This is a genomic window from Candidatus Nitrosocosmicus sp. T (assembly GCF_054408485.1).
The window spans coordinates 1,450,745-1,477,629 of sequence record NZ_CP166992.1; the positions used below are offsets into that span (position 1 = coordinate 1,450,745).

Consider the following 26,885-nt stretch of genomic DNA (forward strand, 5'->3'; position numbering starts at 1 on the left):
CGGAATACCACTTGATTTGCAAAAATCAAAAAAACCTAGGAAGAATTTGCGAAATAGACTAATACTGTCTCTAGTTTATAGGCGATAAATATCACCCTTTTATTATTAATCTATTTGATTTTTTTGCCAAGATTCAAAAACTTTGTCCTATTATAATATGCCACCAAACTATCAAAACTTCTTGCTGGTTAAGCGTTGGTTGAAGCCTTCCCATTCAATAGGACGCTTACTATCTTCCCACAGTTCGTAGTTAATGACTTTTTCTAACTCAAGTCTACTTAACCAATTTTGTGATTGCAAATCAGGCAGGGCCTCAAATTTATTTACATAGCCTAGACACAAATAAGCAACGGGTTTAATGGTGGAAGGGATCTTGAGAATTCTTCTTAAGGCTTTATTATCGACAATACTTACCCAGCCTACTCCTATATTTTCGGCACGTGCAGCAAGCCACAAATTTTGGATGGCGCAGCAAACACTATAGATTCCAGCCTCTTTCATGGTCATTCTCCCAATTACAAAAGGCCCGAATCGTTTGCGATCATATGTAACGCATATGTTTAGATTGGATTCTAATATTCCCTCTAATTTTAGACTTAGATATTTCTTTTTCTTTTCGCTGTCTTTTTCAAGCAATTCAATTGATTTTAATCTCTCTTTAGAGAATGACTCTTTGATATTTAGCCTACTGGCTTTGTCTCTTATCAAAATAAAATTCCATGGCTGTGAATATCCTACAGATGGTGCATGATGGGCAGCTGTTAAAATCCGCAACAATACTTTATTACTTATTTTCTTACTCGTAAAATTTCGCCTTACGTCCCTACGAGAATGAATGATTTTATAAAAGATCTCTTTTTCAGTTTCATTAAAATGCCCCATTCTATTATCTGTCAATTATCTATTAACTGAAATTACCATAATTCAATATAGATTTATACTTTTACTAAAATAGTAATTTAGAATATTATTAATACTTTTTATCGATTCTTCTATCACAGTAGATCAATAACAATTTAGTCACCCTGGAATTCTTGATTTCAGATCTGCCAGGAAGGCAAATAACCTAGTCTAACTTCTAAGTGGATATTTTGATTATTTACTGTAGAGCTTTGGCGACAATTCTTAAATCCATTCTCGTTTCATAATTCTGTTTCATAGCGTTACCTATCTGCTGTCTATTAGGTATCATTATAGCATAGTATCGAGGGCCATACGTAGAAGAATGGATAATACTTGAGATAAATTATACATAGCAAACTATATAATCAGACTTGGTTTCATAAATGAGTAGCTTGTCTGATGGTATTTTTGTGACTGGAACTGATACTGGGATTGGAAAAACATTAATAACAGCTTCTTTGGCATGGAAATTCTCTAAGAGTATTAGAAAAATTTGTGTAATGAAGCCATTTGCAACAGGAGTTTCAGTGTATTCTAACGACTATAATTCAGAAGATTTAGCAATCCTGGTTGGGGCCATTAAATTAAAAGAAAAACAGGTGAATTTGAACCCATATTTTTACTCTTTACCTTGTTCACCATATATGGCTAGCAGTTTGCTCAACTTAAAACCACCATCGTTAGAATTTGCGATTAAGAAATTCAAATTTTTGCAGAAAAAATATGACTACATAATAGTCGAGGGAATAGGCGGAATAATGGTACCAATAAACCGTAAACACACGTTACTGGATTTTATAAAGTTAACTAAACTTGGAGTTATCATCTTAGCAACTCCGAAATTAGGCACATTCAATCACACGTTGCTTAGTGTAAAAATTTGTCAAACAAGTGGTATTCCTATAAAAGGAATAGTAGTAAATAATATGCCCAATCCTGCAAGCCAAATTGAGGCAGAAATTCCGAATTTTCTTAAAAAGTTTACAAAGTTACCTATACTAGGTATAATCCCGACCATCCATAACCTCAAATTTAATACTTCCACATTTTCTAAAATTGCCAATCTAATTGACATTAATCCTTCTAGCTAACTTAGCTCTTAGGTATATTCTTTGGTGACAGGGTAATATGCAAGATATTATAGAATTTATGAATTAATTTGCCAAATGCTAGTTTGTATTATAACAAAAATAGTTACCCAGTAAACGGTGAAAAGTCTTTATCCTGTCTCACGCATAAGTACTGAACCATTGCTGGAAATTCAATCGTTTATATCTAAAAAAGAGTTTTAGATTAGTTATATCTTACCCAGTTTCTTAACATACAACTTGTACGCTTCTAAGTATGACTTTTTATCCCCAATATCCATAAAACTCCCATTTTCCACTATAAATGATTTTACTTTCCTTTTAGATCTTATTGATTCTCTCACTGCTTCGTCCATTCCAAAGGAGATGGAGTCTGGAATTAAGTCTAAAAACTGCGGCTCAAAAACATAGCATCCTATATTTATCAGTCCAGAAATTTCTGGTTTTTCCTTCCACTCAGAAACAAGCATTTTTTCTTTATCACTGTGCTCAATAAATCCATATTTGAGATTGGTTTTGTAACTTGAAAGGGCCATAGAAATGAAGGCTTTATCTTCGAAATGATTTTCAATCATCCGATCTAATGGGAATTCATAGACTGAATCTCCGTATAGACAAACAAAAGGCTCTTTTAGATACTTGGCGGCAGTCTTTAATTGTCCCGCTGTAGCCAACGGTCTATCTGACCGAGAATATTTTATATCTATGCCAAATCGAGTACCGTCTTCAAAATAGTCTTCTATTGATCTGTGTAGATAACTCACACAAATAATTATCTCATTTATTTTTTTAGATTTTACGAGCCATTCAACAAGATATTCGAGCAGGGGCTTATTGCCCAAAGGCAACATTGGTTTTGGTATAAAGAATGTATAGGGTTGCAGTCTTGTTCCTAGACCACCAGCTAATATTACGGCTTTCACAAAAAATAAGAATAATCAATCATTATTTAAAATATTAGTTATCAACATATTCCCGCAGAATGATTTTTACTTTTTGTAAAACATCCCTAGGGTTATATCCAAACACAATAACCATGGGCTCCTTTCCTAAATCGCCATCGTGATAAACTATCTCCACATTATGTCCATGTCGAAAAGCTTCGCTGACCCCCCATTTTATCGATGCTCCTTCCAATTTCTTAACCTGCCCTGGTTCTTTAGTCCTAAAGTATCTGGAGCATTTAAAGTTCTTCTCACAGATTTTAATGATATTTTGATTGTTGCGAATATTGATAGCAGATCTAAACAACCAATTGAATTTGTTTGCCGCTAAAAGAGCGTTTGATACATGAACCGAAGCTCCGAATTGGATTAGATTTGGAGTCCTGATGTTAATCCCTATACTAGTTACTCTACCCAGTACTCCTGCAATGTCATTTAAATCCTGCGGTTTTTCTATTGAATATACAAAGTTTGTTTTAGTCTCGGGTATAAGCTGAAAAAAATTGTCCATGTTTTCCAAAATCGTTACACAATCTTGTAACTCTCTTAACACCTTGAACTTTTCAGAATTCTTATACATTTGATATAACGGATTAGATACCAGTACCCCGCCACCAATTTTTATCGAATTCTTTAAAGCCTCATGTACGTACGAATTGGCTAGCTGGAATGATTCACCGATATCGTATCCTTGGGCTAGAAACGAGGCGATGGCCGCAGAAAAGTTACATCCAGTACCATGGGTTTCACCGATTTTCAACCGCTCATGTACAATTTGATGCGGTTTCATGCACTTTTCCTTAAATAACAAGTCTACCACCTTTTCGTCCTTTCTCCCGTGGTGACCCCCCTTAATAATGATATTTGAAGCTCCTAACTTGAATATCTCTGATGCTGCTTTAATCATATTATGCTTGTTTGTTATGTTAATCTTTGAGACAAGTTCAGCTTCTTTGAGATTGGGAGTAATTACATAGGCCAAAGGGATAATCTCTTTTCTAAATAGTTCATACGAATCATCGTCTAGTAATTTAATACCGGTGCCAGAATATAGTACGGGATCAACAACGATGGGAGTCTTATAGTTTTTTAAAACAAGCTTGACAATATTTATTATCGATTTGCTGTAAAGAACGCCGATTTTTATGACATGTGGTTTGATATCTTCCAAAGTAGTAACTAATTGATTCTTAAAAAATTTTGATGGAACCACCAGAATATCAGAAATAGTATCGGTACTCTGAGCAGTTAATGTAGTTATTACCGTAGTGCCGTAAACACCTAAAGCCGAGAATGTCTTTAAGTCTGCCTGTATCCCGGCGCCAGCCGATGAATCACTTCCTGCAATCGTCATTACCTTTTTCAATCGCTTATTACCCCTCTATTGAATTGGTTCAAGTTATAAATTAGTGTCTCTTCTCTGCCCTGAAAGTATTTCACAGATTTAGGGCGAATGTAAGAAAGGCTAAAATGCAGATTTCATCTGATGATGTCTCATTCCATATTGTGATAATATTATCTAGGGATAAAATATAACAAATCGTGGGAACATGTAAATTCAATCTACATCCACTTTCTGAATAAATTGCTTCTAATATTAACTGAATCGAATATGGTACCCATATTCTAATAAAAAGCAAGCAATCGATCATAACTGTTAAATATGCATTTCATGTCAATTTTTCTGATTATTATTGAGTAAGCCTATGGACCTTGGTAGCTTGAAGGTTGGTTCTTATATTATTATTGACGGAGAACCATGTAGAATTGTTTCTTATGATCATAGTAAGCCAGGTAAACATGGTTCCGCTAAAGCTCGAGTCGCAGCAATGGGTGTTTTCGACGGCTCAAGGCATAGTCTAGTTTCTCCAGTTTCGGCGAACGTTGAAGTTCCGCTTATAGATAAGAGGAGCGGACAAATCATTTCAATCGCTGGCCAAGTATTGCAAATTATGGATCTTGAAACATTTGAGGTCTTTGAAACATCAGCTGTTGAAGATGAAATTAGAGATAAAATCAACCAGGGGGGCGAAGTTGAGTATTGGAAGGTACTGGAAAGGATAAAAATTGTGCGAGTAAAAGGGTAAAATAAAAACTCTAGATCGGAACCATGGGACCTCTTTTTTCCCTCCCATAATATGAATAAAGGATATAGTTAGAATATCTATATCGTTAGACAGGTCCGAATTAGATTGTTTAATTAATGTAGAAAAACCTGAATTCGAAGCCTGTACTTGGCTAGACCACCATCATTCAACGATTCTTCTGGCTCTACTAATGCGAAAAACCTTCAAAAAGTTTGTTATGATGCATTTAAATAATAATAATGTTCACATTACTTAATTGGAACAGCAATCAAAAATAAAGTTTGATCTTCATTTACCCCTAATATTAATTCATACACCGTACGGTTTAAAATTCTTTGATAAAGTTTCACAAACTAAAGCTGCAAGATTTTATGCAAAATTCAATACTTATTTAATGCCACTTATCACTATCATGGCTTTATTCCTAATTATAGGCTCAGTGGCTGCCTTATTTTCTAGTGAAACTATAAGAGAGGGTGCTCGTGGAGTAGGTCCCCAAGCCAATTTGTTGATCCCAGGGCTCAATCCTTATTTGCCAATATGGGAAGGTTGGATTGCTTTAGTAGTTACTATCATAGTTCATGAAGCCGGCCATGGAGTAATTGCTAGGGTATACGGTGTTAAGGTTGAATCAACCGGACTAGTATTGTTTTTAGGAATTCCGATTGGGGCTTTTGTTAATATTGAAAGAGACGAACTTAATAGGATTTCAACTAAACAGAAAAGTTCTATCCTAACTGCAGGGCCAATGACAAATATAGTTTTAGCGGCTATTTCTTTGTTCGTTATACTCTTAATAACTTCCACATTGGTCATAACAAAGCCGATTGATCCAGCATCGTTCGGGGTGGTAGTAACTAATGTTAATCAAGGTTCACTTGCAGAATCAATTGGATTGGATAAAGGGACTATAATACAACAAATTCAGAACAACCAGATTCGAAATCCAACGGAACTTAATGAAAATTTAAACGCGAATTTGGGGAAAATAATTACGATCGGAATAACAGATGAGAATGGTCAGAAATCAATTAAGCAGGCAACACTACCACCGCAAAGAGAGCCTGGTAAGGGAATTTTAGGGGTGTCAATCACTCCAGTAGCAGACCCAAAAGAGGTATTGGACAGGTACAACTCTATGATTTTTACATCTCCGTTAGCTTTACTCGCTCCACCAACATTTGTACAAGGAATGGTCCCTTATTCTGATTTTATGGCCGACAAATATACATCGCCGTTATTTGGTTCATATTACACGATACCAGCAAGTCTGTTTTTCTGGCTCTGGTTCATAAATTTCAATGTAGCTATTTTTAACGCTTTACCAATTGGCCCGCTAGACGGAGGCCAGTTATACAACTCATTGATAGATAAGAAAACTCAGAACAAAAAGGGAATCATCAGACATGCTTCAAAAATACTGACATACGGAATGGTAATAATTGTTGTCCTCTCAATTGCACTACCATACCTATTGAAATAAATGGATACCATGGTTTGATTAACTGACGATGCTAATGCCAAATGGAGGCTGATAAACACTTCAAGTATTGTCGGGTCAAGCTAATTCGGCCGGATAAGTTCTAATTTTATTGAAGTAATAATTTGGTTTTTCCCTTCATAAATATTACATAGAGTTAAACAAACATCTATAATACAATGCAAAAAAATAGGATCATTGAAAACTTCCCTTTTAAATTTTAAATTTTTTTACTGTATAAACCATATCGAAAAAAAGTATCCCTTGTATTTAGAAAGTTATATAATCGATCCTCTGGATCAGAATGAGTGCATTGAAGGTTTTTTAAATTGTCCTGAATGTAAAAAGAAATTTCCCATAATAGACGGCATTGTAATAGTAATTAACGATATTGCGAAGTATGTCTCAAAACGAATGTCAATATTCGGTAAATGGTTTTCAGATTGTAGAAGTGAAGAGATGAAGACTTTTTTGAAAAACTTATCGTTGGATTTGGAGAAGAATCATCCAAAAGAGGACCGATATGAGGACGATGGTCTATATTTTCAAAGTTACAAATGGCTTCACAATGAAAATTTTGAAAGTGATAAATTTCTGCACCTTATGAGATGGAAAATAAAACCATCTGACGTATATAGGAAAGTGACATCAAATATTCCTTTCAATCCTGAGGGTATAGCATTAGATCTGGGATGCGCGTTAGGTTTATCTACAGTTGAGTTAGCAAAAAAATTTTCATTTGTTTTTGGGGTAGATTCCTCATTTTCCTTTATTCGAGAGGCCAAGAAAAAGATAAAGGAACTGGAGGTAACAAATATGGAATTCATAGTATCTGACATCTTGGATTTACCTTTTAGAAACCAAACTTATGATCTGATATTTGGATTGAATATTGTCGAGTTCTTACCAGTTGATGATCTTTTGTCCACGATACATAATCTACTAAAGCCGCACTCCCTGTTTATTACAACTACTCCATACGATTACAATCGAGAAATAGTTTATAATAGAAATATGAATGATCAGATACTCCGTTCAACAATGGAGAAAAAAGGTTTTGAAGTTACTCTTAGGACAAAAAAAGAGGCATTTATCCCTTGGATCTTAAAAGTTAATGAGCGAACATACTTGTTCTACTTCCTCGACTTAATTGAAGCAAAAAAAATATCAAAACACAAGTATTAAACTTATGTGACATTCTTCCGTACTACTTGACCAATAGTATTTCCACAGTAAAAAATTATGAACCTTCTTCCAAAATCTAATTATATCAATTTACTAAAGAGATAGCGGATATAATGAAAGTACTATTTATGCAGTCCTCTTCAAAGTCTTATTCATTTTTAGATTACAACGAGAGCGAGGTCGATAGTTCTATACCCTCAAACTGTTCTTTATATCTTTTTGGAAGGGCTCTAATCACAAGGAACATAGAATTAATTAATTCGTTGTATAATTTAGAGACTGTATTAATTCCAAGAAAACTTAATTTCATTTCAAGCATCATAAAATCGACAACAGATATACCAGTAGAGGAAATTAATGAAAATACTTACCACAAATTAGTAAAAAGTGAATTAAAGGCCTCTAAATTCGACGTTAATGAGAAAAACCATAGTGAATCCTCCAGCAGTCATATTCAACAAAATACACTAGTTACAAACAAGAATTTGTTGTTCCTCCCTTGTAATACTGTAATAGGAAAAAGGTCGACTAGAAAAAGTATTGAATATTACAAATTTCAGTATCCATGGGAATTTTTAGATATTATACAGGAACTCCTTAAGGGTGAGGTAACATATTCAATTATTTCCAATAGGGCAACAATTGCAAAAACTGCAATTATTGAAGGTCCTTGTATTATTGAAGACAATGTTGTAATAGATGATTTCGCAAAAATTAAAGGTCCATCTTATATAGGTAATGGTAGCTTTATTGGCATGGGTTCGTTAGTCCGCAACAGTATGCTGGATTATAACACAAGCATTGGTTTTAACTGCGAAATAGGAAAGACATATTTCGCAGGAAATGCTAAGATTTCCCACCATAACGTGATTTTGGACAGTATAATAGGAAAGAACGTTTGGTTTGGTGGGTACTCTGGGACTGCAAATGTTTTATTGACTAGAAAGAATGTGCAATACAGGATTGATAATGAACTAATCGATACAGGAAGGAACCATTTTGGCACAGTCGTTTCCAATAACAGTTCTATTGGCGCTTCAGTTATAATCCTGCCTGGTCGTAAGATTCCCCCAGATTCAATTATCCCGGCAGGCACAATTTTTTCAAAATAGTTGAATTTATTAGATTAGCTAAAATATATTTATTCATGCAGATGTCTTGTTTGTTACCTCTTTAAACGACTCAAAAGCCATTACTTCGTCTTTAAGAGATTCCGATAAGAAGTTAGTTGAAATTTCATTAAGAGATTCGTTACCTGTCAGTAAATATTCCCTAAAGACCTGATAGCTTTTGATCTCATTGTAAAATGAGTTGACCAGACTCTTCTTGGCAGACTCAAAGGAATCGGGAGCTTGTGTTTGATTGAATTTATTCATCTGTGTAGTAAAGTTTACTAAGTAGTTGTTTGTCAATTCAGCCATCGTTTCATTTGATATCTCTCCCAATTGCCAGAGGCCGATTTCGTCTTGATAAGCTCTGGTGAGATTCGCTGAATCCTGTGTGAGGCTAGCAAAATAGTTAGCGTACTCTTCCTGCGACGTTTGTACTGAGCCCACATTCACAAAGAATAACAAAATAATAGCTACTGATGATAATGAAAACAAAATCATGGTCTTTAATTTATTGGATTTGTTCATGTAATCAAATGAAATTACTTAGATAAAAATTCTCGCCTATCTTTTTGTTAATCTTGACTATGTTAATAAGAAATTAATGTTTTAGGCTGACCTATGTTTAGACTCTAGTTGATCTCCTCTTCCACAATGTAAATCCTTTATGATCAATCAAATCGATATTAAATCTAGTAAAAAGTTCCAATCTTATTTTGTCCGAATCTAAATAGTTTTTCTCAGAGCGTAATAAGTTTCTTTTGTATATTTGATCATCTATCTCTTTGATCTCCTCTGGAGATACCTGGTCGATTCTCAACCCAGTTACGAATATAAATTTTTTTAACATACCAAAGGTTTTGTTTAGGAATCTAATATCTACCGGATTATCTACGGCAAAAAAATTATTTAGCCTTGAGACAAATTTTAGAAATACAGTCATGGCATTTGCAAAATTTAAATCATTACCGAGATATTCTTCAAATAAACTTAGATATTTAGTTAACTCATCTAGCAGTGGTTGTTGAACTGAATTACAGGTCTCATAAATAAAAGAATTTCTGGTTCGAAATTCAAGTTCGCAATATGCATTAGAAATCTGATCCCACCGGCTTTTCATTTCATTAATTATGTCCTGGGTGTAATCCAACGGTTTAGTATAATGAGAGGAAATGCAAAATAATCTAATTACATTCGGCCCCACTTCTTTTAATAGTTCTGAGATCTTGACTGTATTTCCAATAGATTTTGACATTTTTTCAGAATTGATTGTTACCATCCCCACATGCATCCATAATTTCGAGAACTGGGTTTCAAATAATCCTTCTGATTGTGCAATTTCATTTTCGTGGTGTGGAAAAATAAGATCTTGGCCCCCTCCGTGTATATCGATATTAACCCCGAGATACTTTGAAGCCATAACTGAACACTCAATATGCCAACCCGGTCTCCCTTTTCCCCATGGAGTATCCCACGTTGGTTTTGAAGAGCTGAATTTCCACAAAGCAAAATCTCGTGGATCATCTTTCGATTTATCGACCTCAATCCTCGCACCAGAAAATATCGATTCTTTGTCCTTTTTAGATAACTTGCCATACCCGTTGTAAGATTTAACTTTAAAGTAAATTCCATTTAATCCCACATAAGCTTTATTTTTTTCAATTAATTTACTAATGAAGTCAACGATATCTGGAATATGCTCCGTTACCTTAGGGTACGATGTGGCCTTTATGACGTTTAATGCTTCAAAATCCCTAAAGTAGCTATCGGTATATGCCTGAGAGATTTGTTCTGGACTAGTGTGTTCACTGCTAGCCTTTGCTATTATCTTATCATCTATGTCCGTAAAATTCTGTATGAATACCACTTTTGCATTTTGTACCTCTAGGAACCGTCTTAGTACATCGAAAACTATTATAGTTCTTGCATGCCCAATGTGACAATCATCATATACGGTAACACCACATAAGTAAATTTTTATTACATCATCGGATATATTAATTTCTTCTAACTTGTTTGTTAATGTATTGCTTAATTTCATTTCTAGAGGAATATTAGCGTAAAGACTATACGTCTAGATAGATTTCATTTTTTCTAATCTCAACAGGGAAAGTGGTTAATTTTATACCTTCCATATAATCCAATAATTCGCCTGTTCTAATGTTGTAATGCCAAAAGTGCAGTGGGCATTCGACGATTTCTCCGTTAATCTTGCCCGGTGCCAAAGACCCATCTTGATGTCTACAAAGTGCCTCGATAGCATAGTATTTGTTTTTTGATAAAAATAGAGCGATCCTTTGTCCATTAATGCTAAGTTCTTTACCACTGCCTTCTCGAATGTCGTCTTTACTGGCTACTTTAATCCATGTCATCTGACAATAGGTAATGCATTGTCAAAAATTATAAATGTTTTTTTACTAATTGATTCATATACAGTTAAATTAAATTCAAGAATTAGGGGTATACAAGTTAGGCATAAATGAACAATCTGTCCGAAAACAACAACCATGACTCAATTAGAGCTTATTCAGATTCTGGAAATCCGAATTCCAAATCAGATGACATCCATGATATTCTTAAGGAAAATGAAAAATATAAAAGCCCTAGGATTGATATAGGAAAAAGCCTTATAGTTACTTCGGCCTTACCTTATGCGAATGGTCCTATTCACTTGGGACATATTGCATCAACTTATCTGCCAGCCGATATTTTTACCAGGTTTGTCAGATCAACCGGTAGCAAAATTTATCATATTTGTGCTACAGACGATTATGGAACACCTATACTGATAAAAGCAGAGAAGGAGGGAAAGACACCTGCAGAGTATGTCAGAGAGTGGAACGAGAGAGACAAAAAAGATTTTGAATCCATGTGCATTAATTTTGATTACTTTTCTAAAACTAGTTCTCCTCAAAATATAAAGTTTGTACAGGATGTATTTATGAACCTGTCTAAAAACAATCACCTCAAAGAAGAGACTGTGGTTCAGTTTTTTTGTTCATTTGATAACAAATACCTTCCAGATAGATACGTAATAGGTAGATGCCCATTTTGTAACTCAGAAGGTCAGTATTCCGACCTTTGTGAATCATGCGGAAGAGTGCCTGAACAAATATTGGATCCCAAATGCGCCCTTTGCGGAAGACCCCCTATAAGGAAGGAAAGTCTCCATTATTTTTTTAAACTATCTGATTTCGAGGAATCTCTAAAAATATGGCTCTCCAATAATAGGACTTTACAAGAGGATGTAGTAAAATATGTTTTAAACTGGATAACTGCAGGATTGCAGGATTGGGATATAACAAGGGATTTAACTTGGGGCGTACCCATACCAAAAATTCAGGGATTTCAAAATTATGAAAACAAAGTATTTTACGGGTGGTTTGACAATCACCTTTGCTATATTTCAACGTTTAATACCTTTGCAGAGACCGTTCTTAAGAAAGAGGGTAAAAAACTTTGGAATAATTCTGAAATCATTCATTTTATAGGGAAAGATATAATCTATCATCATTACTTGTTTCTGCCTGCTATCAGGCTTGGAATTAAAAGTGAATACAAATTGCCTGATAGAATAGTGACAAGAGGTCATCTGCTATTTCAAAATAGAAAGTTATCAAAGAGTAAAAATTGGTCGATAACTTTAGGAGGATTTACAAAGTCGTTTGACCCAGATTATCTTAGGTTCTATTTTTCTACAATTATCCCTTATTCACAATCTGACATTAATTTTGATTGGGATAGTTTTTATGAAAAAATTAATAATCAGCTTATTTCAAACATAGGAAACTTTATCAACCGCACACTATCCTTTACCAAGAAACAATTTAATGGAAAGGTACCGGTAAGGACTTCTTTGGATGAACTAGATAAAGAAGCTTTAGTAAAGATAGCACAAATCGCTTACGCTGTAGGAGAGTTAATTTATGGAAACGAATTAGATAAGGCTATGAAGATGATTCTACAGTTTAGCTCATTTTTTAACCAATACTTCCAGTCTAAAGAACCTTGGAAGTCACGTCAAGATGCAAATAATACCATTTGGATATCTACTAATGCAGTAAGATCAATTGCCATAATGTTGTTTCCATTCATCCCATCATCCGCTCAAAAAATCTGGAAACAGTTAGCAATTCCTGAAGATTTAGAAGTTCAAGACTGGTATTCAGCGTCTGAATTAAGAATTCCTCAAGATCATAACATCGGCGACCACATTATTCCAATTTTTAAAAGGATTGAAAGAGCTGAAATTGAAGATCAAAAGGCCGAATTTTTGGATACCAAATAAAAAAAATAAAACCTGAGCTAAAAATTATATTCTTTGTTTCCTTGATTAAGATGACTACGAACATGGCTGCGGCAATGATAGGACGATTTCAACCATTCCATTTAGGACATTTGAATCTAGTCCGCCAAGTTTTGGCTGAAAATGATGGAATAATTATTCTTATAGGAAGTTCGCAAACCAATTACACCCTAAAGAACCCTTTTACAGCTGGAGAAAGAATTTGGATGATTAGAGATACCCTCATAGAATCAAAAATTGACATGTCAAAAGTATTCTTGGTTAATGCTACTGACGATGAAAACAATGCGAAATGGTTTAGCAATATTATATCATTAAGTCCTCCATTTAAGGTCCTTTATACTGGAAACAATTTTATCAGAACCCTACTTAAAAAAGAACCCGTAATAATCAGAAAGCCAAAATTATTTAAAGAAACTCTATTAAAAGGATCAATAATACGGAAATTGATTCTTGAGGATAACGCTAAATGGCAAGAATTGGTTTCTGAATCAGTAAGAAACATCTTTAGTGAAATTCATGCAGTAGAGCGCATTAGGAATATCTACCAAACTTGGATGGATTCTCCTTTTTCCGAACCCAAAAATTAAGAAGAGAGAATTATCACTATGTTGTATCTATTCCAATTTACTATTTCTAAATCGTAATAAAAACACATCACGAATATGATTCACTGTGTAAATTTCTCCCTAACTAGTATATTTATCTGAAAAGATTTAAGATAAATCGATACTTCTAAATGAAAGATAAGCACGTTAGCAAATGACAATTTTTTTTTTGCTGTTATGTTTTCGAAATGAAAAAAAATCTAATCCTTAGAATTAATAAGGTGACATGGATAAAAGATGTTCTTGAAGTAAAATTTTTGAAATATTCTCGCTTTCTACTCCATTGTGTATAAAATCGAATTTGACGTTAGTTCTCTGATCCTGTAAGTTAGGGTCAGAATTTTTCCTTCTTTGATCATGTATCAGAAAATTGTCCAAGCGAATACAATAAATCAATAGATTTCTCAGGACTTCTCAAAAATACATTTTTTTTGCTCTTGAACACTATTCTAGTCTGCCTTTAAGGGTAATCCCCATCAAATTATTCTTGTAATCTTTGGAGCAGTGTTTGATTAAAAGAGTAGTTGGAAGAATCAACACGGTTTTAGCATGACAAGATTGAACCAATTATTCTTATCAGAGAAAACCTTCTCAAGCGAAAACCCAGATCTAATCGCCAATTCTTGGATTTTTTCTTTACTATATTTGTATGAGCTTTCGGTGTGGATAGTTTCGCCATGAGATATCTTAAATATTTTACTAGATCCCGATACTCTAAATTCTTGATCCGATTTCGATTTCAAATGCATCTCGATTCTATCTTTTTTCTTGTTAAAGAAGGCATAATGTATATACCCGCCGAGATCAAAGTTACAACCTAGCTCCCTATTCATTCGGGTTAGCAAATTCAAATTAAATTGCGCAGTAAATCCTGCTTTATCGTTATAAGCAGGTTCAATAATAAATTCATCCTTTATCATATCAAAACCAACTAAGAGAAAGTCCTTATCATTCATATTGATTCGAACCGCTTTTAAAAAGTCTCTTGCCTCATCAACTTCAAAATTTCCTATACTAGAACCAAAGAAAACTATCAGTCTAGAAAAAGAATCAAATTTAAAATTATTTTCAAATAAGATATTATTACAATCTTTGATACCATTTATATAATCGTTGGGGATCCCTTTTACCCGTATATTGTGATTCTTTGTTTCCAAATCATTTACTACAGAATCCAAAAAATTGAATGAAATATCAATTGGAAAGTAATATAATTTGTCTTGTTTTTTTAATATTGAATCAAATAGATGTTTGGTCTTCTTTGAACTACCACTTCCCATCTCTATTAAAATGATCTCTTTTGATATATGTTGCAAAATAGAGGTGGAATATTCTTCTAGTATACTATTTTCAGTTCTAGTTGGATAATATTCAGGCTGAACCGTTATTTGTTCAAACAGGTAAGAACCTTTACTATCGTATAAATACTTAGAAGGTATTGATTTTTGAATGGGATTAGATAGTCCTCTTAAGATATCGGTTCTAAATTCTTCGTTGTTATTATCAAAATGCAAATTTTAATTTATTTTTAGAAGTAAGATATAAATATTTTTGTTATCATTGTCTATGAGATACGTAATTATAGAATTGGGTATACGCTTCCAACCATATCCAGGTTAACTTTTCTTGACCTTAAACCTAAAGCTATTCAATTTGATCAGTTCATTATATGAACCAAATATTTTAGGATTGATTTTGTCTAGGGAATTTTCTGACTCGATTTCCTTATTGGTTTTGAAATCTTTAATAATCTCATATTTTGACGTTCTCTGTGCGGGTATCTTACCTGCCGATTTGATGATCTTACGCATATCTACAGGTCTTATAAATTGTCCATACCGTGACCCTGCCGATGTTGATATACTTTCGTTAATTAAGCAGCCACCCAGGTCATTGGCTCCTACACTAAGCAATATTTGTGATAATTTTGGGCCTTCTTTGACCCATGAAACCTGAAGGTTATTAATATAATTATTGAAAAAAATTCGTGAAATCGCATGTATTTTCAAAATTTCTAAACCATCAGCGCCGGCCCTTAAATCTTTGACTAAATGATGGTTAGACATTGGAGCGTCGTAGTGTACATAACTTAAGGGAACAAATTCGGTGAATTTACCGGTTTGTTTTTGGATATCTCTTATTATCTCTAAATGAGTAACGATATCGTTATTACTTTCAATATGTCCATACATTATCGTGGAAGTCGTTGGAATGTCAAGCTTATGAGCCGTAGAAATTATGTCAACCCACTGTTCTATGTTGATTCGACCAGGAGAAATCTTGTTTCGTACTTCTTTTACAAGAATCTCAGCGGAGGTGCCAGGTAAGCTTCCCAGTCCAGCCTCCTTTAGCATCTTTAAATAATCATGAACTTTAGTGTTAGACAATGTGGATCCATACAAAATTTCCTCTGGGGAGAAGGCATGAATATGAATCTCAGGTAATTCCTTCTTTATCGCTTTGCATATGTTGATATAAAAAAATCCATCCATTTTAGGTGGCAGTCCTGCCTGAATACATATTTCAGTCGCTCCAAGCTGCCATGCTTCTTTAGCTCTCCTTACTATCTCTTCGATTGGTAAAAGATAGCCCTCTTCGACTCTAAAATCTCTACTGAATGCACAAAAACCACATTGCTTTATACAGACATTTGTAAAGTTAATATTTCTGTTTATGACATAAGTCACAATTTCACCATTTGCGCGCCTTCTTAACTCATCAGCAACTATAATTACCAGCGACAAACTTGATCCAGTAGTCTCAAAAAGCTTTAAAGTATCGGCCGATGAGATTTCTTTCCCATCTAAAGCCCTGCCAAGGATTGCAGAAATTTCGGGATCGATATTCCTAAAAATCTCCTCAATGTTCATTTTTAACAAACTCCTCTCTGACCAAGCCGTATTTATCTCTCAACGGTTCTATATAGTCTTTAAGGGATTTATGCACGAATTTCTTTGATAAGGCCGGATCAATTATATATTTTGGATATACCGGCAATCGTGCCCTCAAAGCAAACCCCTTATCTCTAGTTACCTTACTAACTTTATCAATCGTCGGCCAGGGTGACTCTGGATTAACATGATCTGGTGTAATCGGCGAGATGCCACCCCAATCATTAATTCCCGAATCCAGGTAATTTGAAAATATCTCAGGGCTTAGATTCGGTGGGACCTGAAGACTAATATCTTTTAATATTATTCGAGCTGCCGTAATACATCTTAAAAAGTAAGAGTATGAAGGAGATTTTGCGAATTCCATCACTGTCCCTTTTTTTGGTAAAAAATTTTGTATAATTACCTCTTGAATGTGACCAAATTGCTTATTAATGTTGTTTATTAGTAACAACGAATCTACTATTTCATCAAAGGTTTCATCTATGCCAATTAACAGTCCTGTAGTAATTGGAAAATTGAGCTCCCCCGCTGAAATTAGGGATTTTATTCTAACCTTGGGATTTTTGCTTGGAGCTTTTTCATGAGCCTTCCCCTTATCAACCAACCTTTCACTCGAGCTCTCCAGCATCATACCCAAACTTACATTTGTAGATTGTAACATGGACATTTCCTTCTTTGTCAGGCTTCCAGCATTAGTGTGAGGTAACATGCCTGTCTGTGAAAGTATTTTGTCACTCAAATCTGCTAATAACTCGGTTAGATTCCGATGTCCAAGTAGCCTAAGCCACAGTTTTGCCTCTTTATATTTGACTTCTGGCCTCTCACCGGTCACAATCAATGCTTCCGTACATCTCGCTTTCGCTCCGAGTTTAGCAATTGTTATTGCTTGAGACGGACTAAGCATTACAGCTTGGCTATTTGTGGGTTCTTTTTTGTAAGTACAATACGAGCATGAATCTTTGCACAAATTAATTAAATTGATAAAAACCTTTCTAGAGTAGGTGACAAACTTGCTACCTGTCCTATTACGGAGAAACGAGGCCAAAAGGCTCAAATCCTTGATCTCGGCAGTACTCAACAGACCCTTGAGTTCTTGAGTGTCAATCATTTTTTTTTCGATTATCTTGTAAATGATTTCGTTGGAATAGAATTTTTTTGGTAAATATTGATAATTTTGGATTCCATTTAAAGCCATTTATTTTTAATGAATTACATAATGAATCTATACATTAAAGCCTTACTATGATTAAGTTCAAGATGATATTTCTACCAAATAGTAGTCTACAGCGTCCATAATAATGTAACAATAATATAAAATATTTTAAGCTCGGGATATATATTATTATAGAATATGACCACTTCATTGATAAAGGAGACTCTAGAGAAGGAAAATTCAAAAGACCTGTCTCAAAAGAGAATCAGGATTTTGGTTACAAAATTGGGTTTAGATGGTCACGATAGGGGCGCTTTGGTGATTTGTAGAGCCCTCCGTGATTCCGGAATGGAGGTAATCTATTCTGGATTATTCTGTACACCTGAACAAGTTGTAAAAACTGCAATTGAAGAGGATGTAGACGTAATTGCAATGAGTCTCCTCAACGGGGCTCACCTAACACTATTTCCCAAAGTGTCGCGGCTGCTAAGAGAACAAAATATAGATGACATTTTATTAGTAGGCGGAGGAGTTATACCCGAATCAGACAAGCGCGAACTGGAAAAAGCAGGCATTACAGGGAATTTTGGACCAGGAACTTCCCTTGATCAAATTATTGGACATATTAAAAAAAATGTAAAAAGGGATTGAATCTTTAGTAGGACTGTTTATGGGTTTCGATTTTTACTCTATCTTATCTTGCGGCCACATCATTCTCCTTAAATCCTTGCCTACTCTTTCAATTTCATGGTTCTCTAGCTCACTTATCATCCCACTAAAGGTCGATTTTTTATCCTTTTTGTAGTTGTTAACCCATTCTTTTGCAAACTGTCCGGATTGGATCTCTTCTAAAACGTCTTTCATTTTGGCTTTTGAGTCTCCGTCAATGACACGTTTACCTCTTGTAAGTCCGCCGTATCTCGCCGTTTCACTTACTCTATTGTACATGCCGGTAATTCCATACTTTTGAATTAAATCTACAATTAATTTCAATTCGTGCAAGCATTCGAAATAAGCTATTTCTGGGTGATAACCTGCTTCTACTAGTGTTTCAAATGACTTGAGAATCATCTGGTGTACTCCACCACATAAATCAACTTGCTCCCCAAACCAATCCGTTTCCACCTCTTCTTTAAATGTGGTTTCTAAAACGCCCGGCTTTGTGCTCCCAATAGATTTAGCTAATGCCAATGTTTTTTCCCAAGCTTTTTTTGTATAATCTTGATGCACAGCAACAAGTGAGGGTGTCCCAAATCCATCTAAATACAATTCGCGTACTCTTTGACCCGGTCCTTTTGGTGCAATCATTATGACGTCAATATTCTTAGGGGGATCAATCCACTTCCAATGTATTGCAGCTCCATGTGAAAAACTAATTGTCTTGTTTTCTGTCAAATACGGAAATATTTGGCTTTTAAAAGTCGACTCTTGCTCCATATCAGGAATTAATATATGAATAATATCAGACTCTTTAACTGCATCACTAACGCTTTTTACTTTGTGGTTGTCAGCTTGCGCTTTTGTCCATGTATTCCCGTTTGGTCGCAAACCAACACAAATATCCAAACCTGAATCTTTCATATTAGAAGCCTGTGCAGCGCCTTGAATACCATAACCAATGACTGCTATCTTTAGATTTTTTAATGGATCCAAAGAGACTTCATTGTCAAGCCATCTCCTTATTGTCATGAATTGAAATGAAAATGAAACATATATGTTCTTATTGATCTAGATTTATCAATAAATAATTTAATTATTTAAGAACCTGTAAAGCAAATCGTAAGAATAATCAATATCGATTTGATTCTTGATATTTCTTTTTGTATCAATAACAAGATTCTTTAAGTATTTTTCGTCTTTTTGTTCTACTTTTTTTGATACTCTGTTGTAAATCTTACCGTACTTTTTTATTATTTCAGTTGCCTTGTCGCTTCCGAGAAATAGAGTCAAGAAAAGTGGTGGGTCGTCCGTTAATATACTCTCACTCAGTAACGATTGAATCTTATATGAACTACCAGATAACTGTTTTAATAGTTTTAATAAATCCTTTTCCTTTTTCAGTATTTTGTTAGTTGATATTTCAATTAAAAGTTTAGAGAAAACAAGATTAATGAAGTAAATTAGACTAATAAGAATAGCAATGAGAGTGTCGTGCTTCTCTGGTGTATCAACTAAGAATCTTTTTAATTTTGGAAATAGTCTAGCCAAGATCCTTGATTCAGGACTGATACCAGATAAACTAAGTGGCACATGCATTATTATGTTCTCTGAGGAACTAACTTGAGCCCCTGGACCAAACATGGGATGGATGCAAAGAAATTTCAAATAATTGTATTTCTGTGAAATATTTGACATGTACTTATGAATAGGATTTTTTACAGAAGAAATTTCAATTGTAGTTGTTCCTGGTTCTAATGACTTTGTATGTCTATCAAGGATCTTGCGAGTTTCCTTAATCGGAGTACATAAAATGACTATCTTTGAATCTTTAATAAATCTAGTGATACTTTTGGAAGTATAAACATTTTCAGTTTCTGATATATCAAAGTATTCTATCCTATTAATATCAACTAAAAAGATCTTTTCTATTTTGATGGTTTTTTTTCTTAGATATAGATCTTTAGATTGCTCTTTGCGCAAATTAATAAAATAGTCAAAAAACCATCTTCCCATTCTTCCGGCCGCTCCAACAATTAAAATGTTTGACATATTGTTATTTCAGTTAAAGGCGAATATTATTGCAGACATAGTCATAGTTAGAGTTTATTAACCAAGTCATGAATAATTTCCAAACCTTCGATCATTTTATTTTCCTCCAAACAGGTAGATAACCTGACGTAATTAGAATAATTTGATCCGAATCCACTGCCTGGTGCTACTGCTACTCCATGATTTAATAATAATTCTACTAGTTTCAAGTCAGATAAATCCAACTCATCCTTAATCCTTGCAAAAACATACATCCCTCCTTCAGGATAGGTAAATTCGAATGGTAATTTTTTCAAATGTTTACATAGCAAATCTAACCGATTCTTCATTACCTTGTTGTTTTTTTTAGGATTAGAATTCAGCGCTAGCAATGCGCAAAATTGCATTGGTTCTGCAACTGAAGTTAAAGCTAATGCCTGTATTCTGATAAGTTTGTTGATTAATTGGCTATCCCTAGAATATACAAAGCCGACCCTAAATCCAGTCATTGCAAATGTTTTTGAGAACGAACCGACCAGTATTGATTTGTCATAGTCAAAATTTATAATGCTGCGGAACGGTTCGTAGGCGTAATTAGAATAGACTTCATCGCTGAGTAGATAAATTTCTTTTTTGCGAGCCATATCGATTATATTGTCATAGGTTTTTTTACTCAGGATTTTTCCTGTTGGATTGTTTGGATAATTCAGACAAATTATTTTTGTATTAATATTAATTTGATTTTCTATTTCAGAAATATCAGGCTCCCAATTCTGTTCCAATTTAGTCTTTACTATCCTATTTTTTGCACCTAGATAATTTGCACAATCATGGCAAGCCGGCCAAGCCGGTTCAACTGTAATTATTTCATCACCAGGTCTTAAAAGTGCAGAAAATGCGCAAAATATCCCAAACCTACCTCCAGGAGTAACAATTATCTTTTCAGGACTTATTGGTTCAAAAATATCAAAACCGTTGTTAGCTGAAAAATTGGAAATATGATTTGACAGACCTGTCCGCAAATCTTTAATACCGGCAGTCTGAGTATAATGAAACTTGTGATTTTCATAAATCTTGGTTAATTCATTCTTGACTTCTATTGGAGGTAGAAAATCAGGTTCTCCTACTTCCATGTGTATTATTTTGTATCCTTGTAACTCTAGATTTTTTGCTGCATTAAAGACATCAAGATGCGATTTAATTTGAAATTTGGCAAACTCATTTTGATCCCTCGGATGAGCGGGCTGAGACTGATGGCCCTGAGAAATGGTAATAGGAGTAACCTTTTCTTGTCCAACTTTTATCTTATTTTTTTCCAAATTCTGGATTCTGACTGATTCGTTGATTAACATGTTAACAATCCTGCCTGAAAATTCTGGGTCTAAATCTAAATATTTTGAGTTGCTACACAAATAACTCTTTATGTCCAATTCCACCTTATCATCAATAATGTCAAGATTCAAATGGGTCTTTATCGTTCCGATTTTTCTTGCAATCTCCATCCTTTGATTGACAAGCTCCATAATCTGGTTCGTAATTTTTTTCATGTCTTTTCTCAGGATATTAACTTCTTCTATGGACATTTTCGAATCTCTAATGTACTACTCTTGGTATCAAATTAGATTTAGAGCAACAATCTAATAAAACGATGGCAGCGATGCTATCTACTACAGGAGGGGCTCTGGGAACTACACATGGATCATGTCTACCTGTTACAATCAATTGAGATTCAGTCATATCCTTCAAATTTACAGTCTTCTGGGGTCGTGAAATAGAAGCAGCGGGTTTGAATGCAACCCTAAATACTATAGGCATTCCATCAGTGATCCCACCCAATATTCCCCCAGATTTGTTTGTATTCGTAATAATGTTACCAGTGGATTTATCAATCACAAATGAGTCATTATTTTCAGAACCCTTCGTGGTGGAACCTCTAAATCCCGATCCAAATTCAAGACCTTTTACTGCAGGAATACTAAAAATACCTTTTGATATCTCCGATTCTATCGATTCAAAAATCGGCTCTCCTAATCCTACCGGTGCGCCTCGTATTATGCATTCGATTATACCTCCTAATGAATCACCATCTTTTCGAGCAGATATTATCAAATCTTTCATTCTCTCCGCTGTTTCCTGATTAGGGCAACGTACATCATTTAAATATCTGTTTCCAGAAAGTGTGTCAAAAGGTATGTCAGCTAATTCCACACTTATATCGCCAATTGATTTTGTGTAACTTATTATATCAATATTTAAAATATTCTTTAATATTTTCAAGGCTATTGCACCACCCATCACTATAGTAGCTGTTAATCTGCCTGAAAAACGTCCGCTTCCCCTATAGTCATTAAAACCACCATATTTCAGATAAGCAGTATAATCCGCGTGGCCTGGCCTAGGTTTTGACATGAATTCATCATATGAACGCGAATCAGAATCTTTGTTCCAAATAATCATACAAATCGGAGCACCAGTCGTGAATCCATTGAAGACACCTGAAAGAATTTCGACTGTATCCGTTTCTTTTCTTTGAGTGGTTATGATTGATTGTCCCGGCTTCCTTAAATCAAGTAGTGGCTGAACATCTGCCTCCGATAGCTGTAGTCCTGCTGGACAGCCATCTATAATAGCTCCTATGCATTTGCCATGACTTTCACCAAAACTTGACACAGTAAAGTGATTCCCAAGTGTATTTGAAGGCATGAATAAATTTTAAGTTGTAATTCTAATATATTATTATTTTTAATATTTTTCCTGCATATAATTAATCTATTTTTATTGCTTACAAAGCCATACTCGATAACTTCAAGTGAACAAAAACTCTATTTGAGCTCCAATTCCTTTCAACTCATTTATGAAATTTGGAAAAGATACATCAACTGAATCCGCACTGTCAATAATAGTGTTTTCTGTAGATAAGCCTGCTATAGTAAAAGCCATGAAAAGTCTGTGATCGTCAAAAGAATTGATTACAGCACTTTTTAATTTCTCTGGTGGAAGCACAGTGATTGAATCATTGTCTTCTTTTACCTGAGCTCCAAATTTTGTCAGTTGAGATGAAATGTTAGAGACCCTGTCAGTTTCTTTATATCTTGCATGCGACACCCCAGTAATTGTTGTCTTATTCTTGGCCTTTAGTGACAAGATTGCTACTACCGGAAGTAAATCAGGGGTGCCAACCAAGTTAAAATTCCCACCAACAAGTTTCGTTGATCCATCTATTTTAGCTACTCCCTTATTTTTGTCGATCTCGATTCTGCCTCCCATTTGTTGGATAATATTGATTATCTCCATATCTCCCTGTGGCATTGTAAAATCCAAATTCTTTATCGACAACACACCTTCTGACATTATAGCAGCGGATATTAGCAATGCTGCAGTTGAAAAATCCCCCGGTACTCGTATGGTTTGGGGTTTGTAGTCGTTATCGACTGGTAGGCGGTATTCCTCTGAGATTGTTTCATCTAGTTTGGAATTTCTCGATACCTTTGTGCCATCTGCCCAATGACTAGAGAATAGTTCGTTTGGCAAATTTTCCACTTTAACACCAAATTTTTTTATCATAAATATTGTTGAATCTATATATGGTTTGGAAACTTGGTTGCCTAAAACTTGAATTGTAATTGGCCTTTTAGAATAGATTCCAGAAAGAAGGATTGACGATATAAATTGGCTAGAAATGTCTCCTCTAATCTGCGTAGTTCCTCCTTGAATACCTCCACCCTTCACAACAAGCGGGGGAAAGTAGTTGTTGTTGGTTGAAAAACAATTAACTCCCAGCTGATTTAACGATTTTATAAGATCACCCATGGGTCTTTTTCGAAGGCTTTTATCGCCTGTTAAAATACTATAGCCGTCATTTACCAAAGAACACATTGATGTAGCCATTCTAATGGTAGTGCCTGAATTGTCAGCAGACAGCACATCTTCAGGTGTCTTAAAACCTCTTCTTCCTCCATTACTTTCCACTATAATATTCTCTGCTTCCACCAGATTATCGCCTCCACGTTTTGGCTCGCTAAAAGTATTTGTTGAGTAATTCATTGGTCCATAGCTATTAGGCTCCAAACGATAATCAGACTTTTTATTCAAGGGATTTACGCTTACCCCTAGCATTTGAACACATTCTATCGATGCAAGGGTGTCTCTAGAAAAGAGTACGTTCTCTATATGGGATTTACCTAAAGCAAGGCTTGATATCATTATAGCTCGGTGACTATAACTTTTGCTTGGAGGACAAACAACCTCGCCGCATAGTTGGGATTTTTTCACTTTTATATCCACGCAAATGACCTGTTATATTATTCACAGAAAATTAATATCAATATTGCTATTGTTAGTAGTCAAGCCCCTAAGATCCTGCTGGTAATAGGAATTTATTAAAACTTTGACCATATCAAATAACACACCAGGTTGGATTTCTCCACATCTCCTGAAAATAAAAAATGATGGTCAATCTTGCCTATCCTTGAACTACGCTATAACACCACATCATATGGATAAGATATTGAAATGGATATCCTTACAACATTTATTAAGACCATCCATCTTTTCATTATACTTATCTCTAATCTCGATTTAAATACGATATCAAATGGTAAAAGTTCAGATCTAGGATCTGATATTCAAACTTAATTATTCAACTATCGCTTTGGTATTATTAGCTTTTGCTAGGATTATTTTACCATCAAATTTTTTCATTGAATTTACAAAATTTTCAACATTGTCCTTATACAGTATCGCAGCAATAGCTGGCCCATTTCCTGAATGGCTAATACCTAAGCAATGGTTTTCGAGGGCACTAATCATGGGTGCGTAATTATTGTAAAGTACAGAGTTTATTAGGACACCGTTTAGATTCATTGCTTTCCAATAATCCCCTTTTAGGGCTAACCTGAAGGCATGATTAAACAAGTCTTTATGAATTCTTAGCTTGGGAACCTCACCTCTAGCAACACCTGCAGGCAGGTAAATTACAACAGCAAGATCGTTATTTACAGTGTCTCTCTTTATTATTTTCTTATAGTGATTATCAGTCAATATTACTCCTCCATAGTAGCATGCACAAGCATCATCAAATGCCCCTGTCATGCTCACCTTTGCCCATAGAGATGAATTAACTGCGGTATTTAGTACGTCCCTGTCATAGATCTGATCACTCAATAATTTGTAACATGCAAGAGATATGGCATTTGATACCGCACTAGAGCTTTTTAAGCCCCAGCCGGCAGGTATTTCAGAAACCAGGTTGATAGATATGAAATGATTTTTTAAAACGCTCGCTGGTAGTATGCTTTTAACTATCTTATTTACCAACTTATCATTTACAAAATTTCTGGATATTCCATAATGGCCTGGTTCAAGGGATATTTTTACCTTGACTTTTTGCGAAATACCAAAAGTACAACCCTTGCCAGTTGCAATGGCATTTACGATAGATACAGCACCAAACATAGTAACAGAGGCAGAAGAATTTTTCATCCTACTTGGGTTCACCAAATATACCAAGTATAGCCTTTTTCATAATATCCTTTGGTGCTTCCAATCCTGTCCATATTTCAAATGATTTAAAGCCTTGATTTAGTAACATCTCGTATCCAAAAATGACCTTTGCATTGGCCCTTTTTGCACACTCTAATAGATTAGTCATAACCGGTCTGTAAATAATGTCAAAAACTATTGATTCATTGTGTATTGATTCAGAGCTTACAAGGCTTTTTTCGTTTTTTAGACCTACTGAGGTAGTATTAATAATCAATTTACATTGTGATGAGATTCGAGATAATTTTTCCTGATCAGAATAATCCATGGCAATACAATTTAATCCCATAGCTTTTCCCAATTCAATGACTTTAGACAGTTTATGCTGATCCCTATTGACGACAAATACTGATTTTATACTCTTTTTTCTCGATAAGCCTACTAAAGCGGCTCTACTTGAACCGCCTGCCCCAAGAATTAAAATTTCCAAACCTTCAAAATCTGATAATCTTTCTTCAATGGGAGCCATTACCCCATTAATATCTGTATTATGGCCCACAAGAGTGCCGTTTTCATTCTTAACTGTATTGACCGCCCCGGCCAATGAAGCCTCATCACTTAATTTGTCCAGATATTTTGAGATTTCTACCTTGTGCGGAATAGTGACATTGAACCCTGCCACTTTAATATCACGTAGTGATTCTACTGATTCTTTCAATTCGTCTAACTTTACTTTAAACGCAATGTATGAATAATTTAAATTCAAATACTTAAAAGCAGCATTATGCATTAAAGGGGACAATGAATGTTCCACCGGATCTCCTATGATACAAAATGTTTTTGAAGAAGTATCTACGGCGGCTACTTGTTCATTAGATGTATCCACACTATGACTACTCATGACTATCCAGAATAGTTTTTAAAGCATATTTATTCTAAAGTGCTTAATCAAAAGAATC

The 26,885-nt window shown here is 34.7% G+C and carries 24 protein-coding genes; 8 read left to right on the forward strand and 16 right to left on the reverse strand.

Annotated features, from left to right (window positions below):
• Positions 1 to 171: 171 nt before the first annotated feature.
• Positions 172 to 882: a 5,6-dimethylbenzimidazole synthase gene (gene bluB / locus AB0A59_RS07535; RefSeq protein ID WP_458747579.1), complete on the reverse strand. Its 711-nt coding sequence runs from the start codon at positions 880 to 882 to the stop codon at positions 172 to 174.
• Positions 883 to 1,286: 404 nt separating this feature from the next.
• Here bluB and bioD point away from each other — a divergent pair, with 404 nt between their 5' ends.
• The gene (bioD, locus tag AB0A59_RS07540) at positions 1,287 to 1,994 is read left to right on the forward strand and encodes a dethiobiotin synthase (protein WP_458747458.1); all 708 of its coding nucleotides are present in this window, start codon (positions 1,287 to 1,289) and stop codon (positions 1,992 to 1,994) included.
• A gap of 206 nt (positions 1,995 to 2,200) precedes the next feature.
• On the opposite strand, the gene AB0A59_RS07545 is transcribed toward bioD, so the two are convergent.
• Both AB0A59_RS07545 and thiD read right to left on the reverse strand, forming a co-directional pair.
• Positions 2,201 to 2,914 (reverse strand): nucleotidyltransferase family protein, encoded by a 714-nt coding sequence (locus tag AB0A59_RS07545; RefSeq protein ID WP_458747459.1) that lies wholly within the window; start codon positions 2,912 to 2,914, stop codon positions 2,201 to 2,203.
• A gap of 34 nt (positions 2,915 to 2,948) precedes the next feature.
• The gene (gene thiD / locus AB0A59_RS07550) at positions 2,949 to 4,289 is read right to left on the reverse strand and encodes a bifunctional hydroxymethylpyrimidine kinase/phosphomethylpyrimidine kinase (protein WP_458747460.1); all 1,341 of its coding nucleotides are present in this window, start codon (positions 4,287 to 4,289) and stop codon (positions 2,949 to 2,951) included.
• 352 nt (positions 4,290 to 4,641) lie between these two features.
• Here thiD and AB0A59_RS07555 point away from each other — a divergent pair, with 352 nt between their 5' ends.
• The 4 genes from AB0A59_RS07555 (at position 4,642) to AB0A59_RS07570 (ending at position 8,799) form a co-directional block, all read left to right on the forward strand.
• Positions 4,642 to 5,022, forward strand: coding sequence for a translation initiation factor IF-5A (locus tag AB0A59_RS07555; RefSeq protein ID WP_458747580.1), 381 nt, complete (start codon positions 4,642 to 4,644; stop codon positions 5,020 to 5,022).
• Between the two features lie 256 nt (positions 5,023 to 5,278).
• Positions 5,279 to 6,505: a site-2 protease family protein gene (locus AB0A59_RS07560; protein ID WP_458747461.1), complete on the forward strand. Its 1,227-nt coding sequence runs from the start codon at positions 5,279 to 5,281 to the stop codon at positions 6,503 to 6,505.
• 261 nt (positions 6,506 to 6,766) lie between these two features.
• On the forward strand, positions 6,767 to 7,687 hold the full coding sequence (locus AB0A59_RS07565; protein WP_458747462.1) for a class I SAM-dependent methyltransferase: 921 nt from the start codon (positions 6,767 to 6,769) through the stop codon (positions 7,685 to 7,687).
• A 113-nt stretch (positions 7,688 to 7,800) separates the two neighbouring features.
• Positions 7,801 to 8,799, forward strand: coding sequence for an LbetaH domain-containing protein (locus tag AB0A59_RS07570; protein ID WP_458747463.1), 999 nt, complete (start codon positions 7,801 to 7,803; stop codon positions 8,797 to 8,799).
• A gap of 33 nt (positions 8,800 to 8,832) precedes the next feature.
• On the opposite strand, the gene AB0A59_RS07575 is transcribed toward AB0A59_RS07570, so the two are convergent.
• The 3 genes from AB0A59_RS07575 to AB0A59_RS07585 all read right to left on the reverse strand — a co-directional run bounded on the left by AB0A59_RS07575 (position 8,833) and on the right by AB0A59_RS07585 (position 11,168).
• Positions 8,833 to 9,324 carry a hypothetical protein gene (locus AB0A59_RS07575; protein ID WP_458747464.1) on the reverse strand — a complete coding sequence of 164 codons (492 nt, stop codon included), beginning with the start codon at positions 9,322 to 9,324 and terminating at the stop codon, positions 8,833 to 8,835.
• Between the two features lie 97 nt (positions 9,325 to 9,421).
• Entirely contained in the window at positions 9,422 to 10,837 is a 1,416-nt protein-coding gene (cysS, locus tag AB0A59_RS07580; protein WP_458747465.1) for a cysteine--tRNA ligase, read from the reverse strand.
• Between the two features lie 25 nt (positions 10,838 to 10,862).
• Positions 10,863 to 11,168 carry a Rieske (2Fe-2S) protein gene (locus tag AB0A59_RS07585; RefSeq protein WP_458747466.1) on the reverse strand — a complete coding sequence of 102 codons (306 nt, stop codon included), beginning with the start codon at positions 11,166 to 11,168 and terminating at the stop codon, positions 10,863 to 10,865.
• 242 nt (positions 11,169 to 11,410) lie between these two features.
• Here AB0A59_RS07585 and metG point away from each other — a divergent pair, with 242 nt between their 5' ends.
• A complete protein-coding gene (gene metG, locus AB0A59_RS07590; RefSeq protein WP_458747581.1) occupies positions 11,411 to 13,084 on the forward strand; it encodes a methionine--tRNA ligase in 1,674 nt (557 codons plus the stop codon).
• A 50-nt stretch (positions 13,085 to 13,134) separates the two neighbouring features.
• Entirely contained in the window at positions 13,135 to 13,692 is a 558-nt protein-coding gene (locus tag AB0A59_RS07595) for a nicotinamide-nucleotide adenylyltransferase (protein WP_458747467.1), read from the forward strand.
• A gap of 551 nt (positions 13,693 to 14,243) precedes the next feature.
• Here AB0A59_RS07595 and egtD read toward each other — a convergent pair.
• The 3 genes from egtD to cofG form a co-directional block, all read right to left on the reverse strand.
• Positions 14,244 to 15,224, reverse strand: a complete 981-nt coding sequence (gene egtD, locus AB0A59_RS07600; RefSeq protein WP_458747468.1) for an L-histidine N(alpha)-methyltransferase — start codon at positions 15,222 to 15,224, stop codon at positions 14,244 to 14,246.
• A gap of 102 nt (positions 15,225 to 15,326) precedes the next feature.
• Entirely contained in the window at positions 15,327 to 16,580 is a 1,254-nt protein-coding gene (gene cofH / locus AB0A59_RS07605) for a 5-amino-6-(D-ribitylamino)uracil--L-tyrosine 4-hydroxyphenyl transferase CofH (RefSeq protein WP_458747469.1), read from the reverse strand.
• Positions 16,570 to 17,799 carry a 7,8-didemethyl-8-hydroxy-5-deazariboflavin synthase CofG gene (gene cofG, locus AB0A59_RS07610; RefSeq protein WP_458747470.1) on the reverse strand — a complete coding sequence of 410 codons (1,230 nt, stop codon included), beginning with the start codon at positions 17,797 to 17,799 and terminating at the stop codon, positions 16,570 to 16,572. Before cofG ends, cofH begins: the two co-directional genes overlap by 11 nt.
• A gap of 156 nt (positions 17,800 to 17,955) precedes the next feature.
• Between cofG and AB0A59_RS07615 the strand changes: the two genes are divergently transcribed.
• Positions 17,956 to 18,408 (forward strand): cobalamin B12-binding domain-containing protein, encoded by a 453-nt coding sequence (locus AB0A59_RS07615; RefSeq protein WP_458747471.1) that lies wholly within the window; start codon positions 17,956 to 17,958, stop codon positions 18,406 to 18,408.
• Positions 18,409 to 18,441: 33 nt separating this feature from the next.
• Here AB0A59_RS07615 and ilvC read toward each other — a convergent pair whose 3' ends face one another.
• The 7 genes from ilvC to AB0A59_RS07650 form a co-directional block, all read right to left on the reverse strand.
• On the reverse strand, positions 18,442 to 19,446 hold the full coding sequence (gene ilvC / locus AB0A59_RS07620) for a ketol-acid reductoisomerase (protein ID WP_458747472.1): 1,005 nt from the start codon (positions 19,444 to 19,446) through the stop codon (positions 18,442 to 18,444).
• 60 nt (positions 19,447 to 19,506) lie between these two features.
• Positions 19,507 to 20,466, reverse strand: coding sequence for a prephenate dehydrogenase/arogenate dehydrogenase family protein (locus AB0A59_RS07625; RefSeq protein ID WP_458747473.1), 960 nt, complete (start codon positions 20,464 to 20,466; stop codon positions 19,507 to 19,509).
• Between the two features lie 47 nt (positions 20,467 to 20,513).
• Positions 20,514 to 22,028 (reverse strand): aminotransferase class I/II-fold pyridoxal phosphate-dependent enzyme, encoded by a 1,515-nt coding sequence (locus AB0A59_RS07630; RefSeq protein WP_458747474.1) that lies wholly within the window; start codon positions 22,026 to 22,028, stop codon positions 20,514 to 20,516.
• Between the two features lie 10 nt (positions 22,029 to 22,038).
• Complete coding sequence (gene aroC / locus AB0A59_RS07635) at positions 22,039 to 23,148, reverse strand: chorismate synthase (RefSeq protein ID WP_458747475.1); 1,110 nt, start codon at positions 23,146 to 23,148, stop codon at positions 22,039 to 22,041.
• Positions 23,149 to 23,250: 102 nt separating this feature from the next.
• Positions 23,251 to 24,717, reverse strand: a complete 1,467-nt coding sequence (locus AB0A59_RS07640; protein WP_458747476.1) for a 3-phosphoshikimate 1-carboxyvinyltransferase — start codon at positions 24,715 to 24,717, stop codon at positions 23,251 to 23,253.
• Between the two features lie 363 nt (positions 24,718 to 25,080).
• Positions 25,081 to 25,926 carry a shikimate kinase gene (locus AB0A59_RS07645; protein WP_458747477.1) on the reverse strand — a complete coding sequence of 282 codons (846 nt, stop codon included), beginning with the start codon at positions 25,924 to 25,926 and terminating at the stop codon, positions 25,081 to 25,083.
• Between the two features lies 1 nt (position 25,927).
• Positions 25,928 to 26,827: a shikimate dehydrogenase gene (locus AB0A59_RS07650; RefSeq protein WP_458747478.1), complete on the reverse strand. Its 900-nt coding sequence runs from the start codon at positions 26,825 to 26,827 to the stop codon at positions 25,928 to 25,930.
• Between the last annotated feature and the right edge of the window lie 58 nt (positions 26,828 to 26,885).

What these genes read in the sequence shown, in the direction of transcription:
- aroC (WP_458747475.1), bottom strand. Translation starts at nt 23,148, where the DNA reads ATGCCTTCAAATACACTTGGGAATCACTTTACTGTGTCAAGTTTTGGT.
- cofG (WP_458747470.1), bottom strand. Translation starts at nt 17,799, where the DNA reads ATGGCTTTAAATGGAATCCAAAATTATCAATATTTACCAAAAAAATTC.
- AB0A59_RS07595 (WP_458747467.1), top strand. Translation starts at nt 13,135, where the DNA reads ATGACTACGAACATGGCTGCGGCAATGATAGGACGATTTCAACCATTC.
- ilvC (WP_458747472.1), bottom strand. Translation starts at nt 19,446, where the DNA reads ATGACAATAAGGAGATGGCTTGACAATGAAGTCTCTTTGGATCCATTA.
- AB0A59_RS07625 (WP_458747473.1), bottom strand. Translation starts at nt 20,466, where the DNA reads ATGTCAAACATTTTAATTGTTGGAGCGGCCGGAAGAATGGGAAGATGG.
- bluB (WP_458747579.1), bottom strand. Translation starts at nt 882, where the DNA reads ATGGGGCATTTTAATGAAACTGAAAAAGAGATCTTTTATAAAATCATT.
- cofH (WP_458747469.1), bottom strand. Translation starts at nt 16,580, where the DNA reads ATGAACATTGAGGAGATTTTTAGGAATATCGATCCCGAAATTTCTGCA.
- bioD (WP_458747458.1), top strand. Translation starts at nt 1,287, where the DNA reads ATGAGTAGCTTGTCTGATGGTATTTTTGTGACTGGAACTGATACTGGG.
- AB0A59_RS07615 (WP_458747471.1), top strand. Translation starts at nt 17,956, where the DNA reads ATGACCACTTCATTGATAAAGGAGACTCTAGAGAAGGAAAATTCAAAA.
- AB0A59_RS07630 (WP_458747474.1), bottom strand. Translation starts at nt 22,028, where the DNA reads ATGTCCATAGAAGAAGTTAATATCCTGAGAAAAGACATGAAAAAAATT.
- cysS (WP_458747465.1), bottom strand. Translation starts at nt 10,837, where the DNA reads ATGAAATTAAGCAATACATTAACAAACAAGTTAGAAGAAATTAATATA.
- AB0A59_RS07555 (WP_458747580.1), top strand. Translation starts at nt 4,642, where the DNA reads ATGGACCTTGGTAGCTTGAAGGTTGGTTCTTATATTATTATTGACGGA.
- AB0A59_RS07585 (WP_458747466.1), bottom strand. Translation starts at nt 11,168, where the DNA reads ATGACATGGATTAAAGTAGCCAGTAAAGACGACATTCGAGAAGGCAGT.
- thiD (WP_458747460.1), bottom strand. Translation starts at nt 4,289, where the DNA reads ATGACGATTGCAGGAAGTGATTCATCGGCTGGCGCCGGGATACAGGCA.
- AB0A59_RS07575 (WP_458747464.1), bottom strand. Translation starts at nt 9,324, where the DNA reads ATGAACAAATCCAATAAATTAAAGACCATGATTTTGTTTTCATTATCA.
- AB0A59_RS07645 (WP_458747477.1), bottom strand. Translation starts at nt 25,926, where the DNA reads ATGAAAAATTCTTCTGCCTCTGTTACTATGTTTGGTGCTGTATCTATC.
- AB0A59_RS07570 (WP_458747463.1), top strand. Translation starts at nt 7,801, where the DNA reads ATGAAAGTACTATTTATGCAGTCCTCTTCAAAGTCTTATTCATTTTTA.
- AB0A59_RS07650 (WP_458747478.1), bottom strand. Translation starts at nt 26,827, where the DNA reads ATGAGTAGTCATAGTGTGGATACATCTAATGAACAAGTAGCCGCCGTA.